Raw genomic sequence first — 19,096 nt, forward strand, 5'->3', positions numbered from 1 at the left:
CATCCAAAGACATTTATGAAACCGGGGAGGATCTCTGGTTCAAGGCATACCAGTTAGACACACAGACACTCCATTTTTCCAATCTTAGCCGGACACTCTACCTCGAATTAAGGGGAGAGAACGACACGCTGGTATGGCAGGAAAAATATCCCATAGAAAACGGCGTGGCCGAGGGTCAGGTATATATTGACAGGGAACTGCCTCCTGGTGATTACTTCATGGAAGCATTCACCCCGCAATCATTCCGTGCAGACAGCACCCGGTTCACATCGCCACGGAAGATACATGTCGTGGACAATATCAGTGGACATACTTACTCCTCAGATACGGTCGCTATGGCCGGCGTAGAACATTTCGCCATCCTGCCCGAAGGTGGGAACCTCGTCAGAGGTCTTCCGGCACGGTTGGCATTCAAGGCGACCGATGGAAAGGGAAAACCGGTCGAAGTATCGGGCATGCTCTATGAAGACAACCACCCCCTACAGCCATTCTCAACCATCCATGCAGGAATGGGGACTGTAGAATTCACACCCCGAAGTGACAAGGATTACCGCATGGGACTCACCAATGGGAAAAGCTATCCATTACCCCATATTCATGACGAAGGTATTTCCCTGCGGCTCTCCGGACAGACCGGGGAATATTTACAGTTTACCATTCTCCAAAGTCCCGGACTGTCACCGCAGCCATTCTACCTGCTCGGACAGCAAAGGGGCATTGTATGCAGCATCGCCCGGGGAATGCTAAGGGACAGCATCCTAGTAAAGATACCGCTCGGCGATTTTCCCGGCCAGGGTATCGCGCAGTTCACCCTCTTCACCCGTGACATGAAACCGGTATGCGAACGGCTGGTGTACCTGTTCCCGGAGAGGAAGCTGAACATCAGCCTGGCAACCCCTAAAGATATTTATTACACCCGTGAAAAAACGGAGGTGGTTATAAAGGTAACCGACGAAGAGGGTAACCCGGTGCAGGCACACCTCGGGCTAAGCGTGTTCGACGAGGCATACTCCAACCCTGCCGATCCGGTAAACATACTAACCCACTATCACCTTTCTACACAGCTGAAAGGAAGGATTTTCAATCCCGCCTACTATTTTGATGGGGAAAATGAAGACCGTATTGAGGCGTTGGACTTGCTGATGCTCACCCAGGGATGGAGGCGTTACGTATGGGATGCGGAAACCTTTACACCATGCGGTGAAATTTTCCTTCCTGACGGCGTACCCGGCCGGCAGACGTTCAAAAGCGAACGCAAAAGCAGGGATGTCAGCGGTGGCGAACAACTCGTGCAGGTTTTCGGGGCCGAAGGCGACGCACAGTTTGTTTGGACGGATTCTGCAGGGTACTTCAACGTGGAACCTGAAATATTAAGAGATTTACGGGGTGGCTATATCTACCTGAAACCGATGCTTGGCAAGGAGTTTACACCTAAAGTGGAAACCGAAGGTTTTTTCCATCTGATCGACAGCTTGAGAAAGATAAAAGCTCGAAACTACCCCCTTGCAGATAATAGGCCACAACCGAACGGGAAGCAGGAAGACAGGATGCCGGTGATGAGCAGCGACAGCATCATCATGCTGGATGAATTTACCGTGACCGGAACGAGGGGGCGTGTTTACCGTGACAAGTTCATGGGACGGCTCGACAGCCTGGCACAGGTCAACCTCAACCCGGCATGGGTATGTGAATGCCATCCTGGGTATTTGAATGATTATCTGCCGGGATATACACATCATCCATCAGGGAGTTCCCGTTCAGGGCATTACAGTGGGACAAGATCTACCCCGGTTCATGGGAAAACATACAGGGTCATTAAATACGAACCAAGAGAGGATGGTTATTGGCATGTAAAAGATATCAAAGTAATAGAATACCGGGGACCTTACTACAGTGACGAGGAACTGTTGGAAATGAATAATATCTTCCGAGAGAAAGGTTATTACGGAAAACGGGAATTTTACCAACCCGACGAGTTTGATATACTTTCCTCGATTCCGGACAGTCGAAATACTCTACTTTGGGAACCCAATGTAGTAACCGATGAAAATGGCGAGGCTACTGTTTCATTCTACTGTTCGGATATCAACAACAAATTCAAAATTTATGTAGAAGGAGCCGGAGGAAGCGGACTACTCGGTACCGGTAAAAAAGAGTTCCGGGTAATGAGGGATGTGAAAGGTTTATCAGAATAACAACCAATGGAACGGATACAAAACATTTAGAGACTTCTTGATTAATCCATGACCATAAGCCAATGAAAAGAATCTTTATCTATATGATTGTCCTGCTCTGCCTGCTGTTTACAGGCTGCCGGAACGGACTCCGCCATACGGAAGTGCTAAGTGAAGCAACCCGGTTATCAGATTCCATTCCTTCCCAGGCATTGATGAAACTGGAGGAAATAAAGGATGTGAAGAGGTTAAATGCATCGGAACAGGCCGAATACAACCTGATTTTCATAAAAAGCATGCTTCGGTCGGGCAACAAACTCCCATCCGATTCTATCATCCATACTACCACACAATACTACCGGAATCATAATGATTCTGCTGGTTTGCATCAAGCCTTGTATTATAACGGATTATACCACTACCGGAATGCCATGCACGACTCTGCCGTTCTCTACTTCGATAAAGCTATAAAAGCTGTTCCGGCAGGAAACGATAAAGATCGGAAAGCCGGTTATAAACGAACGGCCGGTTATTCTTACCTGTACCTTGGAGATGCAGAGGCAGCGGTAAAAACCCAGAAAGAGGGGTTGCAATATGCCCGCGCCACGAACGACTCTTTATCTGTTATTTACTCGCTGTTAAGCCTCGCGGACGCTTATAAATACAATAAGGAAACGGAGCAATCCTTAGAGACCTATATGCAGGCACTCGACCGGGTAAGGGAAAGAGAGGAACGTGATATGGAAGCCGATATCCTCAATATTGTCTCAGGTATCTACGAATCAGACAACCGGATAAAGGAAGCGCTATCCTATAAGAATAAATCGCAGGAGATTAAACGGAACAGGCAAGATATACCTGCCGTTAATTTACAGAGGGCGATCTTGTTCGGAAAACAAAACATGCCTGATTCGGCACGGCATTACGCGCAATTATCCATCAAAGGGGACGATCAATTCGTGGCCGATCTGGCCTACGCTTTGCTAAGTATATCGGAAGCGAAAGAAGGCCGCTATACCGATGCCCTGAACCTTTCAAAAAACAGCGAACGGATATTCAATTCATTTCTGTCAGGAGTCCGTTCGGCCGAAATGCAGCAGAAATATGAAAAGGAGAAATTAGAAAATGAAAATAACCAGTTAAAGATCAAACAAAAAGAGCACCAGTTTTATTTATTGGTAAGCGCCTTTCTCCTCCTTCTTATGTTGATTGTACTCTATGTTATTCGTGTAAACAGCAGACGCAAAAATGAAAAAGCAGCACATGAAAACCGAATGCTCCGTTTACAACAGGAAAATCTGTTACTGAAACAACAACAGGAAATAAGCGCTCTACGGGAAAAAGAAGCGGTGCTCAGGGAATCCCTGTTTAGAAAAATCAATTTCTTCAACAAACTACCTTCATTGAACCGGGAAGAACACAATCATCACGACAAACAGGGAAAAATAAAAATTACCCCCAACGACTGGCAGGAATTAATAAGCGGCATCCGGGATGCCTATCCTGAATTTTTGGACAAATTGAAACAACACGCCCCTACCCTGTCGGATGACGATATACGCTTTTGCTGCCTTTTGAAAATCAACGTGAATATGCAGGATCTGTCGGATATCTACTGTGTTTCCAAGGCAGCCATTACAAAACGGAAATACCGGTTGAAAACCGAGAAATTCCACATTGTCGATAATAACGTGAATTTAGATGCTCTTTTACAACAGATGTATTAACCGGATACCACCCATCGACAAATAATTTTTACGATTTTATCGTAAAAAAATTGACTCAAAGTGATCATTGTCCGCCTTTATACACACAATAAAAAATACAAACACATAATAATAAATTCCTTACTACTCAACAGACATCACTTCTTGTCCACCTCATTATTTGCCTATATGCTGCACAATCTCCTATCTTTGCCACTGTGTATCACCATTAAAAACAAACAGACATGAAACACAGATTATTTTTTCATCTTTCGGGAATGTATCTTTTCTTCCTTTTATTCCTCATCTCTTGCGGAAAAAATACGCGGCGCTCCACACTCAACCATCTTGATGTCGTAGCCGAAAAAGTAATGATCACCAATTCCGAACTGATCTCCTGTGACCTGGCCAAACTGAAAGACACCGTGAATATACCGTTAAGCTATCTTGTAGAGGATCTTCAGATGATACGGCTCGATAACCGCGACGAAGCGCTTGTAGGATTCACTTCTATAACTCTCACCGACAAACATATCTTAGTCCGGAATAACCGCCAGAACCCTTATAAGCTATTCAACACAAAGGGTGAATTTTTAACCACGATCGGCACGTACGGGCAAGGGCCCAATGAATACCTGAATGTGTACGACGACTGGCTGGATGAAGAAACCGGACAGGTCTTTATTTTACCTTGGCAGAGCAATAAACTGTTCCGTTTCGACCTGCAAAACAATGCACTGGAGCCCATCCCTCTGAAATACAGGGTTCCCAAAGGAAAATTCTTCGTGAATACCAAAGAATCGACCGTGTCGGTATTCCTGCTCCCCTTTGCCGGTAGTCCTGTTGTAGCATGGACACAGGATTTCAACGGAAATATGATTGATTCTATTCCTGCCGGGCATCTTACCGTACAGCCTGATTATAGTAACGAGGTTATTTCGAATAAAAATACAAACGAATTCGACTGCTCTCTATTCACCTTTTTCGAACAACGCCCGGACAGCCTCTATCACTATAACATTGCAGACAACAGACTCGATCCGAAGTTTACACTCGATTTCAAGGACAGGCCGTGGAAGATCCATTCGTATCAGGAATTACCCGGCCATTTCATAGGTGATGTAACCGTCGAGAAAAAACTATCCGATAATATAACCGTTACCGAACATCCCTCTAATTTCATTGTCGACAAAAAAACGCTCAAAGGTGGATTCTATAAACTATACAATGATTTTCTGGGAAACTTGCCGATCGAAGGATGGCCTCTATACCAGAATGGATATTACCTGTGGAACGTCGATCCCGGTGAATTGGCCGACCTTTTGACAAAACATCTTGATAAGAGCAATACGCTCACGGAAAATGACCGTAAAAAGTTAACAGATTTGCTGAACTCTATCGATGAGAATGATAACAATTACCTGTTTTACGGAAAGCTTAGAAAATAAATGTAACAGGATTGATCATTGTCGAAAACTCAGAAAGGTATTTTTATTTTACAGAGGACTCTATGGCAGCGATAAAAATGACAGAATAATTACAATAAGAGAAAGTATCCTCAGCACTGCTTTTTATAATAAACCAGGTAACATAAAGAATATCTATTTTCATTTTTTAAGATTAATATTTTACGAAATAATTTTCTTTTTACGATTTATTCGTAAATTTGCAATATAGGGATTTATAATTGCAATAAAAAATGATACAATGAGAAAAAACGGTGACAGTAGAATTCGGACTCTCCAATGAAAACAGAATTCGAACAGAATCTTAACAAATTACTTGTTGGAGGATCATTCCTTTTTCTGTTTATTTGTACAAGGGAGTTGAAAGGTATGAGAAGACACACTCTTTTTCAACACCTTAATAAAAATGAGTTATAAATGAGTTAAGAAAATTGTTCAAAAACATGAGTTCGGATACATTTACAATACAAAAAATAAACACTATCTTTGATGATAAGAAATTTAACACATCTGTATATGAAAGATATTTTCGGAATCGTGATCTCACGCTATGCGATAGTATTGGCAATTGCCGTTCTTTCTGCCTGTACACCGGGGAAAAAAGATCAACAGGAAGAAACGGTCCAGCAACTTCTTCCGGACCGGCCAGCCGAAGTAACCTCCATGACACTCACTGCTGTGAATTTTGAACACGAACTGGTCAGCAACGGCAAGATATCGGCGCAAAATGTGGCGGAACTCAAGTTTCAGACCTCCGAGGTGATCGCCGCGATCCATGTCAAAAACGGCGCCCGTGTGGAAAAGGGACAACGCATTGCCATGCTCGATACCTATTCCCTTACCAATGCCGTGAACCAGGCCAAAGATGCGCTCGAAAGGAGTAAACTCGAATACCAGGACGTACTGATCGGGCAAGGATACCGGCTCGACAACCCGGAAGCCGTGCCCAGGGAAGTGGAAGAACTGGCCAAGGTAAAGAGCGGTCACAACACGGCACAAACACAATACGACATGGCCCTCTATAACCTGGAGCAGGCTACGCTGACCGCCCCCATAAGCGGGGTGATCGCCAACCTGTTCGACAAACCCAATACCCTCTCCTCCCCTTCCGAGATCTTCTGCAACATCATTGACACGCGCAGCCTGGAAGCCACTTTCACCGTACTGGAAAACGAACTGGGGATGATACGCATCGGCGACAAGATAAAGGTAGCGCCTTTTTCCATGCCCGGGGTGGAAGTGGAAGGTCGCGTTTCAGAAATCAACCCATGGGTGGACAAGAACGGGATGGTACAGGTGAAAGCTTCGGTAGGATACCATGAACGGATGATCGAAGGGATGAACGTGCGGGTGAGTATCTTCCGCTCGCTGGGCAAACAGTGGGTCGTACCCAAAAGCGCAGTCGTCCTGCGCACGGGAAGGCAGGTGGTCTTTACCTTAGAGAACGGGAAAGCCATCTGGAACTATGTGCAGACGGGATTGGAGAACGCCTCCTCCTATACCATTACGGGGGAAACGCTGAAGGAGGGTGACCGGATCATTACCGGCGGTAATATCAACCTGGCGCATGAGTCACCCGTGACGGTAATAGAGAGTGACGGACCTGAAAGGAGAGACAATTCCTCTGATACCACCGAGGATTCAGTCGCCACAGGAAATAACGAAGATAATGAATAAATTCCGGCAAATCTTGAATCTTAAATCTTGAATTTTGAATTCTAAAGTCTTGATTCTTGGTTCTAATTGAATAACAATGATCAAAGCAATACTGCAACGTCCCGTATCGGTATTAATGCTGTTCCTGGCATGCGTGATCCTGGGGATCATCACCTATAACACGCTGCCCGTATCCCTGCTACCCGATATCGCCATCCCGGAGATCACCGTGCAGGTGTCGGGCGACAACACTTCGGCGCGCGAACTGGAGAACACAGTAGTAAAACCCGTCCGCCGGCAGTTGATGCAGGTGAGTAAACTACGGGATATCCAGAGCGAGACACGCGACGGGTCGGCCATTATCCGCCTGAAATTCGATTACGGCACGGATACCGACCTGGCCTTCATCGAAGTGAACGAGAAGATCGACGCCGCTATGAACAACCTGCCGCGCGATTTCCGACGCCCAAGGGTGATCAAGGCCAGCGCAACCGACCTGCCCGTGTTCTACCTGAACCTCACCCTGAAAAACGATATACCCTACTCCCCTACCGATGAACAGCAATTCCTCGACCTGTCGGAATTTGCCGATAACGTGGTGAAGCGGCGTATAGAACAGCTGCCCGAAGTGGCGATGGCCGACATGACGGGACTGATGTACAAGTATCTCCAGATCGTGCCCGACCCGGCCCTGCTGGAGTCCGCATCGATCACCCTCGGCGATATAGAGAACGTGCTGTCGGCCAATAACATAGAGCCTGGCAGCATGATCGTACGCGACGGCTATTATGAATACAACATCAAGTTCTCCTCGCTGCTGCGCACCCCCGAAGATGTACGGAATATCTACATGGAGAAAGAGGGACGCCTCTTCCAACTGAAAGACCTGGCCCGGATCGATATCGTCAGGCAACCCGAGTCGGGGATGTCGTTCATCAACGGGAAAAGGGCCGTCACCTTAGGCGTCATAAAGCAGGCGGACGAGACCATGAAGAATCTGCGCAAATCGCTGGACGAAACACTGGATAACCTCGAATGGAGTTATTCCGACGTGAAGTTCACCGTGAACCGCAACCAGACGGAACTGCTCGACTATACGATCTCCAACCTGCAGGAAAACCTGCTGATCGGTTTTATCCTGGTGTTCATTGTCGCCCTGCTGTTCCTCGGCGACGGGAAATCGCCGCTGATCATCGGCATCAGCATGACCACGGCGCTGATCACCACCTTTATCTTTTTCTTCCTTTTCGGCCAGTCGATGAATATCATTACCCTCTCGGGGCTGATTCTTGCCCTGGGGAATATGATAGACAGTTCCATCGTGGTCACGGACATCATCACGCAATACCGGAAACAGGGTTATGCGCTGGAGGATGCCTGCGAGAAAGGCACCAAAGAGGTGGTCATGCCGATCTTCAGCTCCACACTGACCACCATTTCCGTTTTCGTGCCCTTAGTCTTTATGAGCGGGATCGCAGGCGCCATCTTCTATGCGGAAGCCTTTGCCGTGACGGTGGGGATGTTTGTTTCCTACCTGACAGGGATTATCCTGCTGCCGGTGCTTTATAAAGTCGCATACGGAAGAAAATTCACCCATAAAAAAATAGAGGGCTTCTTTGCTTCCATGCAAAAAAAGATTGACGGAGTCATCTTTCCTTCCTACGATAAGGGTCTCCGGTACGTATTTAACCACAAGGTTTTCTTCATCGCATTACTAGTTATTGCCGTTCCGCTCTGCGCATTCCTTTTCAACGCCATGCCCAAAACGAGCATGCCCAAAATAAGCTATGTCGAAAGCATCGTCACGGTGGAATGGAACGAGAATATCCATGTGGATGAAAATGCGCGCCGGATATCGGAACTGCTTCAGACGGCGGAAGGATATGCGGAGGAAAACGCCGCCTACATAGGACAACGGCAGTACTTGTTGGACAAGGACAATGATCTGACCGCCACCGAAGCCCAATTGTACCTGAAAACCGACAAGCCCTCGCGGATCACATCGCTGGAAACGCATATATCGGATTGGGTGCGCCAACATTACCCGGATGCAGTAGTGACTTTTTCCCCGCCGGAGAACATATTCGAGAAGATATTCGATACCGGCGAAGCCGAAATGGTAGTGCAGCTCTATCCGAAGAACAGGGAAGAGATACCCGAGCCGGCGGCTATCCGGCAGATGGAAGCAAGCCTGGCGGCATCCACAGGCGAACGGGCGGAGAGTGTACCGTTCGAACAACAGTTCGTGGTCACAACCGACAGGGAGAAACTCCTGCTTTACGGCGTTTCACAACAGGAGGTATCACAGACATTAAAAACGGCGTTCAGGGACAACCAGGTGGCGGTGTTACGCTCCTTCCAGCAGTATCTACCCATCTCCATAGCCGGTAAACAACAATCCATTCAGGATGTATTGCAGCAGACACTGGTATATGGCTACCCGGCCGACGGGTCGCAGGCCGTCCGCGTACCGTTAACTGCATTGGTCAGCCTTACGCCCGGTGAAGATATCAAGACCATCATCGCCGGAAAGAACGGGGAATACATACCGCTCTACTATTACCATACCAGCCAGCCGGAGAAGCTGATGGAGAAAGCACGGGAGACCGTCCGGCAGGAGGGTTCATGGGATGTGGCATTCTCCGGCAATTTCTTTTCCAACCGGCAAATGCTGAAAGAACTGGTGATCATCTTACTGATATCTATCCTGCTGATGTATTTCATCCTGGCTTCCCAGTTCGAGAATTTCCTGCAGCCGCTGATCGTGCTGGCCGAGATCCCCATCGATATCGCTTTCGCCCTGGTTGTCCTCTGGCTGACAGGGCATACGCTGAACCTGATGAGCGCCATCGGTATGGTGGTGACAATCGGGGTAATCCTTACCGACTCTATCCTGAAAATAGACCTGATCAATGAGTTGCGCAAAGGAGGAATGCCGCTGATGGAAGCGATCCATACCGGGGGCGTGAGGAGGTTGAGGGCCATTATCATGACGGCGCTCACATCCCTCTTTTCGATGATCCCGATCCTGTTCACCTTCGATATCGGCTCGGAATTACAAAAACCGCTGGCCGTGGCGATGATCAGCGCAATGACCATCGGGACGATTGTGAGTATTTTCCTGATCCCATTGCTCTATTGGGCAATCTATCGGAAAAGTGAAAAATGACTAATATGCCAATAAGACTAATTTGCCAATGTGCCAATGAGACTAATGTGAATAATATGCCAATTAAATGGTAATTAGCAATTTGTAATTAGCAATTAAAATATGAGACATTCCATTCTGATATTCATACTGTACTGCGTAGTTTTACACTCCCCCCGTGTTGTTGCCCAGCGGACGTATATAGAGTTAGACCTGCACACGACTGTGCAACTGGCTAACGACAGTTCGTTATCGGCATTCCGCGCGAAGAACAGCTATATGGCCAGCTACTGGGAATACCGCTCGTTCAGGGCGGACAGGCTGCCGTCCCTGTCCCTCTACCTTACCCCCGTCAGCTATAACAGGGATTATACGCGCAGGTACGACTCCGAACAGAATATCGATATTTACCGCCGCCAACAGTCATTTTACAGTTACGGTAACCTGGCAGCCCAACAAAATCTCGACCTCACCGGCGGTACCTTTTTCATCGACTCGGAACTGGGATATATCCGTAATTTTGGGGAACAGACCTATAGCCAGTACTCCACTGTTCCCATCCGCGTCGGCTACAGGCAGGACCTGATCGGTTACAACCCTTTTAAATGGGAAAAGAGGATCGCACCCGTGAAATATGAGAAAGCGCAGAAAGAGCTGATCCACCAATTAGAGCAGACGGCCGAAACGGCCACGGGCTATTTCTTCGACCTGGCCATGGCACAAGCCGAGTATGAACTGGCCGTGGAGAATCTGGCCAGTTCGGATACGCTCTACCGCATCGGGGAACAGAGGCACAGGATCGCTTCGATCGGGCAAGCCGACCTGCTCACCCTCAGATTGGATAAGGTGAATGCACAGAACAGCCTCCAGAATGCCGAGATCAACCTCAAAAGAAGCATGTTCGCACTGGCGGCATACCTGAACTTAGAAAAAGATACGCGTATCACCCTGAAACTGCCCGGATATCCCAGGGAAGTGATCATCACCGAAGACGAAGCATTAATGCTGGCCAAGGAGAATAACCCGCAGTACTTAGATTCGGAACAGCAGATACTCCACTCGGAACAGACAGTCGAAAAAGCGAAAATAGAATCGTGGTTCAATGCCGGGTTATCCGCGAGCGTGGGGTTCAACCAGGTAGCGGAGTCCTTCAGGGATGCGTACCGTAACCCGTTGCAGCAGGACATCGTCTCCCTCACGTTATCCATTCCGTTGGTGGACTGGGGCGTAAGGAAGGGACGCTACAATATGGCCAAAAGCAACCTGAACATCACCCGCCTCACCGCTCAGGAAAATGAAATACGGCTGGAGGAAGACGTGATCATGACCGTAGGGGATTTTACCATACAGCAACATCTTATCCGCAGCGCTGAGGAGGCGATGGAACTGGCAAAGCTGGCCTACGAGCAGACCCGTGAACGGTTTATTATCGGGAAAGCCGATATCAACAGCCTTACCCTTTCCACCAACCGGCGCCAGGAAGCGCAACGGAATTATATCTCCGCGTTGAAGAATTACTGGCAAAGCTATTTCAAGATACGCAAGCTCACCCTGTACGACTTTGAGAAACGGGCTCCCATCGCGGATACATTCGACTGGGATATGACGGGTAAATAATCGTATCATTTATAATTATTCAAATATGAAAAAACACCTGCTTTACATAATGTTAGCTCTTCTTCCCGGATTGGTTTTTTCCTGCCAAAACCGGAAAGAACAGCCTTCCGTTCAGGAAATGAATATGGATTCGGTAGAGACTATAGTTCCTTTTCCAGAGCTGGAAGAAGGGGAGATTTTCCTGAAAAATAAAAATCCATTTGGCGAAATGATCGAATTATCCGGAAAATACATTACCGGTGATACGGCAATCTTTAAAACCTCTGAAACAGAGATGCATGTGAAAGGGAATCGACTGATAATGAAAAACAGGGGAAATCCGCCGTTTCGTATTTTCAGTCTTCCGGATCTCAGGGAGATCCGGACAGCCGGAATATCAGGAAGGGGTCCTGATGAATTTATTTCTTCCACATTGATCCCGTCCGGGGACACGACTTTCCTTTGTTATGTGTTTGAGAATACAAACCATAAACTATATAAACTTCAAAAAAACGGAACACTGGAGTATTGCAGATATCCTTTTGAAGAAAAAAAGAAAAGAGCAATGTTTGGGAGTGAAAGGGAGCTTTCAAATGTAAGTGAAAATGATTTTCTATATGTTGATAACAGTCCAACAGGGAAAAGCATCTACCGTATTGCCCTACAAGGAGACTCCGTTATAACAGACGAAGTATTTAATTTGGCGTTGAATCCCAACCGTAAATCCCCATTTGCCTATATTGGTTCGTTTGCCGTAAATGCAAAAAAGAATCGTATGGCTTATGCATATAAATATTTTAAAATTATCAAGTTCATGGATTTGGATGCTGGAACCGTGCGTACAATTAATTTCGAACGAAATAATTTCTACGATAATACCCTTTATAAAGTGGACGGATTAGACCAAAATATAACTCATTACTGGAAAGTGTGCGCTCAGGACGAGTATGTTTATTTTCTTTACAGTGGACGCACTCCTTATGACGTGGCAAAAGAAAATCAAAAGCAAAACTATTACATCTATGTAGAACAATATGACTGGAATGGAGATCCAATCCAAAACTTTAAATTAGATCAATGGGGCTATTTCACTGTAGACGAAAAGAATCACAAACTGTATCTGGCCTCGACCAGCTACGATGATCCGTTTTTCGAATACACGCTTCCATAAACACTCAATTATTTATTTTGGCTGAGAAAAAATATATATCCTCTTTTACGGTCATTGTATCGTTTGTCTGCCTCGCAATCGTGGGTGTAGCGCTTATCCCGCTGCTGCCCGTGAAGCTGGCGCCTTCACGTACCCTGCCGAGCATTACCGTGCATTTCAATATGCCGCAGAACCCGGCCCGGGTAGTGGAGATGGAGGCCACCTCCCGGCTGGAGTCGATGCTGGCCCGCATTAAGGGGATCAGAAACATGTATTCCACGTCGGGGAACGGCTGGGGAAACATCACCCTCGAACTGGACAAACATACGCCCATCGACGTGGCCCGCTTCGAGGTATCCACCATCATCCGGCAGACATGGCCCGAACTGCCGCGCGAAGTGACCTACCCCTATATCACGGTGAACCGCCCCGACGCGGATGCAGCCCGTCCTTTCATGACCTATACCGTCAATTCGGCGGCAACGCCCATCGTCATTCAACGGTATACCGAGAACGTGATCAAGACGGCGCTGAGCGATATCAAAGGATTGTACAAGATCGATGTGACCGGGGCCAGCCCTATGGAGTGGCAACTGGAATACGATTACCTGCAACTGGAGTCTGCCGGCGTTACCGTGTCGGATATCCTGCAGGCCGTATCCCAATATTACTCCACCGATTTCCTGGGAATGGCGGAAACCAGAATGGAAGGTAGCGCTGCTTCGTGGATCCGCATTACGCTCGCATCCGCAGCCGAAGAAAACCGGCTCGACCCGGCCGCCATCCTCGTGGCGAACAGGGAGGGAGCCCTTATCCGCCTGGACCAGCTGGTGAGGGTCAATCATGCGGAAAGGGAACCCTCGGGTTACTACCGGATCAACGGGCTGAATTCAGTTTACCTTTCCCTCACGGCCGAAGAGTCGGCCAACCAGTTACGTTTGAATGAACAGGTGAAAAGGACGATACGGGGTGTGGAAGCTTCGCTGCCGGCCGGTTACGAGATACACGCCAGTTACGATGCCACCGATTATATCCAGGCCGAACTGAACAAGATATATATCCGCAGCGGGCTGACCGTACTTATCCTGACCCTGTTCGTACTGCTGATAACCCGGAATGGGCGTTACCTCTTCCTTATCACCGCCAGCCTTTTTGTCGACCTGGCCATCGCCGTTATTTTCTATTACCTGTTCAAATTAGAGATACAGTTGTATTCACTGGCCGGCATCACCATCTCATTGAGCCTGATCATCGACAATGCCATCATCATGACGGACCATATCATGCACAAGGGGGACAGGAATGCCTTTATGCCTATCCTGACCGCTACGGTCACGACCGTCGGTGCATTGTCCATGATCTTCCTGCTGGATGAGCGGATACGGCTGAACATGCAGGATTTCGCGGCGGTGGTGATGATCAACCTGATGGTATCGCTGTTCGTGGCGCTGTTGTTCGTCCCGGCTTTAGTCGAACGGATAGGGCTCACAAAGCGGCGCCGCAGGAGAAAGAAGAAGAGAACGTCCCGATTCCGTCCCCTTTCCCAATTCCGCCTTTTTACCCATTCCGGCCATCTTGCCCGTTTCCGCCACCGTTACCTGTCCCGCGGACGGATCGCTATCCGGCTCACCCGGCTCTATGAAAAAATGATCCTGTTGCTTTCCCGCAGGAAATGGATCGCTTTCGCGTGTATCGTCCTGTTATTCGGCCTTCCTGTTTTCATGCTGCCGGACAAGATAGAAAAGGAAACTCCCTTTGCTTTGAAGTATAATGAAATATTCGGGAGCGCCACCTATAAAGAAAAAATCAAACCAGTGGTTGATAAAGCGCTGGGAGGCACCCTGCGGCTGTTCGTGGAGAAAGTCTACCAAGGCAGTTACTTTACCCGCAGCGAGGAGATGGTGCTCACCATCACCGCTTCGATGCCCAACGGCACCACCCTTTCACAGATGAACGACCTGGTCGTCAAGATGGAGCGTTACCTGAGCGGTTTTCCCGAAATACGGCAGTTCCAGACCAGTATCCCTAATGCCCGGCGCGCCTCGATCAATGTCTTTTTCCGGAAAGAAGCGGAGCAGGGCGGCTTCCCCTACCAGTTGAGAAGCAATGTGATCAGCAAAGCCCTGGAATTGGGAGGTGGAAGCTGGGGAGTTTATGGGTTGCAGGACCAGGGGTTCAGCAACGAAGTGCGCGATATGGCCGGGCAGTATAAGGTAAAACTCTACGGGTATAACTACGATGAATTGTCGGCATGGACGGACAGCCTGAAACAGCGGTTGCTTACCTACCGCCGCATCCGGGAGGTGATCGTCAACTCCAATTTTTCGTGGTATAAGGACGATTATCAGGAGTTCTCGTTCGACCTGAAAAGGGAACAGCTTGCGGCACGGGGTATCCTCCCCGGTGAATTGTTCGCTTCCCTGCAACCGGTCTTTGCGAGGAATATGTGGGCAGGATCCGTGGTGATGGACGGGGAAAACGAAGACATCATCCTCTCCGGCAGGCAGGCAAGGGAATATGATATCTGGGCATTGCAGCATCTGGGGCGTCACGTGGGCGATCGCTACTATAAACTGGACGAAGTGGCCGATATTGCCAGGGGGCAGGCGCCGCAGGAGGTAGGTAAGGAAAACCAGCAATACCGTCTGGTACTGCAATACGATTATATCGGCTCCAACACGCAGGGGCAGAAAATCCTGGAAAGGGAGGTCGAGGAGTTCAACAAGCGGCTCCCCATGGGTTATACCGCGCAAAGGGAAGACAGCTACTGGGGCTGGGGCAAGAAAGACAATAAGCAGTACCGGTTGATAGGGTTGCTGATCGTGATCATTTTCTTCACCAGTTCCATCCTGTTCAATTCGCTGAAGCAGCCGCTGGCCGTGATTTTTATCATCCCGGTATCCTTTATCGGTATTTTCCTGACGTTTTACTGGTTCAGGCTCAACTTCGACCAGGGCGGCTTTGCCTCGTTTATCCTCCTGTCGGGCATCACCATCAACGCCGGGATTTATATCACGGACGAATACAACCGGATAAGAAAGCGCAGGCCCCGCCTCTCCCCGTTACGTACTTACCTGAAAGCCTGGAACGCGAAGATCATCCCCATCTTCCTGACCGTTATCTCCACCGTGCTCGGCTTTATCCCGTTTCTGGTCGGCACGCAAAAAGAAGGCTTCTGGTTCCCACTGGCGGCAGGCACCATCGGCGGGCTGATCATGTCCTTTATCGGGATCTTTATTTTCCTCCCACTATTGATGGTGAAGAGGAAAAGTGGCAGAATTCGAACAGAATCTTAACACAATATTCTTTGGCCGGTTTCACCTTTTTCTGTTTATTTGCAGGAAAGCCAGAATGAATAAGGGAAACAATCGATTAATTTACAGCAAATTAAAAATATAAGTTATAAATGAGTTAAAAAATTTGGAGATAACGATGCGTTTCTACTCTTTTGTATCCGTGATAAGAGACAGCATATGAAACTCAATAAAAGGACAAAAGACAAAACTCTTTCATCGAAAGGGAATATGAGTGAATCATTTAATTAAAATTTATCAAGTATGAAGAAAAAATTATTATCGGGCATATTTTCCCTTGCACTCCTCGCAACCGCAGGTTATGGAGTAAACAAAAGTATGAAAAGTGACGCTAATCTAAGTGATTTGGTGTTGGCGAATGTGGAAGCACTAGCGCAAAGCGAAGACGATATTGACGATATGATTGCACTTTGTGATTATTTGGATGGTCATTATTGCAACTACTTTGTAGTAACTCCGTCGGGTGGTGTAGGATGGTCTCATTGGAATATGATAAATAAATATTAGGAGGTTAAGCACATTGGTAAGTCGGTATCAAATCTATTAATTGGCTTACAAACTATCTTACCAATGTGCTTATTATTTACTCCTATTAAGGGCTCAACGGAACAATATGATTATTATATGAGAAAAGTATATGTTTATTTACTAGTGATATTGATTACGGCTTGTAAGAATAAAAGTGATATAAAAGTTATATCATTACCTCAGCCGAAGGTTGTTACTCCTGAAGTGTTACCTGATGAACTTATCATGCGATCGCCTCTTGAAATAAAATCTTATGGAGATTATCTGTTATTTACACAGCCAATGATGGGTAAGTCGCTTTTATTTTATAACAGAAAAACAGCTCATCAATTTTATTGGGGGGAAATTGGGAGCGGTCCTGATGATTTTATGTCGGCTTCTTGCATTTATCATAACTATGATGATAACGCAATAGAAATCTATGATACGAATTTGCGAAAAATGGTATCTTTTAAAACGCATATAGAAAACGATTCAATTTCCCTAATCTCTAAAGAGAGATTTCAAGTTAATACAGATTCAATTTCAACTTTAGGACTTCATAAGATGGATAACGGGTATTATGTAAGCCAAGCGTTATTTGGACACGAGAATATGTTTGTTCTGTTTGATAAAGATTTGAAAATCATTAAAACTTTTGGAGAAAAGCCGATAAGAGAAATGCCTGATGCGAATTATTCATATTTATACGGGTGGTTTGCCTCCATAGGTAATAAATTGTATTTTGCTTCCCAGTCTACCGGATATTTAGTTTGTTATGAGATAACTGATAAAGGTGACGTCAAAAAAGAGTGGGATGCATTTTTCACTACTCCAAAATATGAAATAAATCCTGCTTTTAATTGGGCAAAAAAGAATCAACAAGGCTTTTACGACATTCAATTGAATGACAAGTATCTTTTTCTTTCATTTAGCGGTAAAACTTTTGAAACAAAAGACATTTATCCCGAAAGCATCGTTATACTTAAACACAGTGGCGAATTACAGAAACATATTAAGCTTGATGAAGGCCATATATTACTGAAGTTTACTTTGGTGGGTGACAGCATTTATGCTGTTGCGATTGATCAAATGATTAAGTTTAACTGGAAAAAAGAATTATAACGAATGGAAGATTCGCTATTAATTATACAATTTAAAGGATTGATTGAAGGTAAATCCCTTAATAAAAAGGCATTAATCAATAATTCTAAACAACTAAATTTTTAAAGAAATGAAAAAGAAAATACATATACTCATCTTCTTTAGCACACTATTCTTCTTGTCATGTAATCAGACGATCAATAACCCAATCCAACATTTCACCCCCGCCAAAAAACAAAGGTTAATCCACTCAAAAATAATTCATCTGGAAGAGTTTGACATATTAATGCCAGCCCATGTTTTTCGGATGGATGGCTCATATATGGTTTGGGATAATAACAATGAGAAGATGTTCAGCCTTGTTAATTTCGATTCGAAAAAAGTAATCAAGGGTATCAGGAAAGGGAATGGACCCGGAGAAATTATATCTACAATCAGTGTTCAGGTTAAAGACGGTAGACTTTTGATATACGATTCTGATAGAAGAAAAATAAGCCGGATCGATATATCATCTGATACAATATTGACGCTAAAAGAAGTCGAAGATATTAATTTCGATAAAAGACTATTTGTAATAAACTATCAGGGCTCACATATCATAGCTACCGGACTATTTGAAGATGCATGGTTAGCCACTTTGAAAGGGAATGGAGAAATAATATCAAAAGTGGACTTCCCTACTTTTGAAGAGACCAACAATATCCCCAAGATGGAATTATCCATGTTATATCTCAGCACGCACACAGCAAATAAACCGGATAATAAGAAAGTGGTTGCCGCGACGCAAGACCTTGGGGTAATATCTTTCTTCAATTATATCAATGGATTGATATTGGAAGAATATAAGCAGTTAAAATATTACGGGCCAGAATTCATTTTACCGGAGAGAGGTGGCATTGCCTGGTCTAGAGATGGTCAAATAGGATTTTGCGGACTGGACTGTGATGATGAGTACGTGTATGCTTTATACTCCGGAAGAACGTTTACAGAACATGGAATGCTGAGTCATCATTGTGAAAATTTATTGATATATGACTGGGATGGTAATCCTGTCAAACATTATATTTTAGATATCCCACTCTTTTCAATGAAATTTGATAATGAAAAAAACACAATTTACGGAATAGGATATCATCCTGAAGGCGCTTTTGTAGAATATCAATTAGATAATTTGGAGGCCAAGTAATGTAAATCCCAATTCATAAATATACCCCTGCAATGATACATTATTTTCCACTTTTTACCCCTGCAATGATACAAAAAAAAGAGAAAAAT

General features: G+C 46.0%; 11 protein-coding genes. All 11 read left to right on the forward strand.

Annotation, left to right across the window (positions count from 1 at the left end):
* Window positions 1-2,195, forward strand: a 2,195-nt coding sequence (locus Q0502_RS10075) for a hypothetical protein (RefSeq protein WP_298650266.1), incomplete at its 5' end; no start/stop codon positions are given.
* 62 nt (window positions 2,196-2,257) lie between these two features.
* Window positions 2,258-3,901 (forward strand): hypothetical protein, encoded by a 1,644-nt coding sequence (locus Q0502_RS10080; protein WP_298650268.1) that lies wholly within the window; start codon window positions 2,258-2,260, stop codon window positions 3,899-3,901.
* A 224-nt stretch (window positions 3,902-4,125) separates the two neighbouring features.
* A complete protein-coding gene (locus Q0502_RS10085; protein WP_298650271.1) occupies window positions 4,126-5,328 on the forward strand; it encodes a 6-bladed beta-propeller in 1,203 nt (400 codons plus the stop codon).
* Between the two features lie 534 nt (window positions 5,329-5,862).
* A complete protein-coding gene (locus Q0502_RS10090) occupies window positions 5,863-7,023 on the forward strand; it encodes an efflux RND transporter periplasmic adaptor subunit (RefSeq protein ID WP_298650273.1) in 1,161 nt (386 codons plus the stop codon).
* A 76-nt stretch (window positions 7,024-7,099) separates the two neighbouring features.
* The gene (locus Q0502_RS10095) at window positions 7,100-10,171 is read left to right on the forward strand and encodes an efflux RND transporter permease subunit (protein ID WP_298650275.1); all 3,072 of its coding nucleotides are present in this window, start codon (window positions 7,100-7,102) and stop codon (window positions 10,169-10,171) included.
* Between the two features lie 102 nt (window positions 10,172-10,273).
* Window positions 10,274-11,767 carry a TolC family protein gene (locus Q0502_RS10100; protein WP_298650276.1) on the forward strand — a complete coding sequence of 498 codons (1,494 nt, stop codon included), beginning with the start codon at window positions 10,274-10,276 and terminating at the stop codon, window positions 11,765-11,767.
* Window positions 11,768-11,792: 25 nt separating this feature from the next.
* Entirely contained in the window at window positions 11,793-12,917 is a 1,125-nt protein-coding gene (locus tag Q0502_RS10105) for a BF3164 family lipoprotein (protein WP_298650278.1), read from the forward strand.
* Between the two features lie 14 nt (window positions 12,918-12,931).
* Complete coding sequence (locus Q0502_RS10110; RefSeq protein ID WP_298650360.1) at window positions 12,932-16,192, forward strand: efflux RND transporter permease subunit; 3,261 nt, start codon at window positions 12,932-12,934, stop codon at window positions 16,190-16,192.
* Window positions 16,193-16,453: 261 nt separating this feature from the next.
* Window positions 16,454-16,717 carry an NVEALA domain-containing protein gene (locus tag Q0502_RS10115; RefSeq protein WP_298650279.1) on the forward strand — a complete coding sequence of 88 codons (264 nt, stop codon included), beginning with the start codon at window positions 16,454-16,456 and terminating at the stop codon, window positions 16,715-16,717.
* Window positions 16,718-16,834: 117 nt separating this feature from the next.
* Complete coding sequence (locus Q0502_RS10120) at window positions 16,835-17,842, forward strand: BF3164 family lipoprotein (RefSeq protein ID WP_298650280.1); 1,008 nt, start codon at window positions 16,835-16,837, stop codon at window positions 17,840-17,842.
* A 109-nt stretch (window positions 17,843-17,951) separates the two neighbouring features.
* Entirely contained in the window at window positions 17,952-19,007 is a 1,056-nt protein-coding gene (locus tag Q0502_RS10125) for a BF3164 family lipoprotein (RefSeq protein WP_298650282.1), read from the forward strand.
* The last annotated feature ends 89 nt before the right edge of the window (window positions 19,008-19,096 follow it).

Source organism: uncultured Proteiniphilum sp., assembly GCF_937873925.1.
GTDB lineage: Bacteria > Bacteroidota > Bacteroidia > Bacteroidales > Dysgonomonadaceae > Proteiniphilum.

What these genes read in the sequence shown, in the direction of transcription:
- Q0502_RS10080 (WP_298650268.1), top strand. Translation starts at nt 2,258, where the DNA reads ATGAAAAGAATCTTTATCTATATGATTGTCCTGCTCTGCCTGCTGTTT.
- Q0502_RS10090 (WP_298650273.1), top strand. Translation starts at nt 5,863, where the DNA reads ATGAAAGATATTTTCGGAATCGTGATCTCACGCTATGCGATAGTATTG.
- Q0502_RS10095 (WP_298650275.1), top strand. Translation starts at nt 7,100, where the DNA reads ATGATCAAAGCAATACTGCAACGTCCCGTATCGGTATTAATGCTGTTC.
- Q0502_RS10105 (WP_298650278.1), top strand. Translation starts at nt 11,793, where the DNA reads ATGAAAAAACACCTGCTTTACATAATGTTAGCTCTTCTTCCCGGATTG.
- Q0502_RS10085 (WP_298650271.1), top strand. Translation starts at nt 4,126, where the DNA reads ATGAAACACAGATTATTTTTTCATCTTTCGGGAATGTATCTTTTCTTC.
- Q0502_RS10115 (WP_298650279.1), top strand. Translation starts at nt 16,454, where the DNA reads ATGAAGAAAAAATTATTATCGGGCATATTTTCCCTTGCACTCCTCGCA.
- Q0502_RS10100 (WP_298650276.1), top strand. Translation starts at nt 10,274, where the DNA reads ATGAGACATTCCATTCTGATATTCATACTGTACTGCGTAGTTTTACAC.
- Q0502_RS10120 (WP_298650280.1), top strand. Translation starts at nt 16,835, where the DNA reads ATGAGAAAAGTATATGTTTATTTACTAGTGATATTGATTACGGCTTGT.
- Q0502_RS10125 (WP_298650282.1), top strand. Translation starts at nt 17,952, where the DNA reads ATGAAAAAGAAAATACATATACTCATCTTCTTTAGCACACTATTCTTC.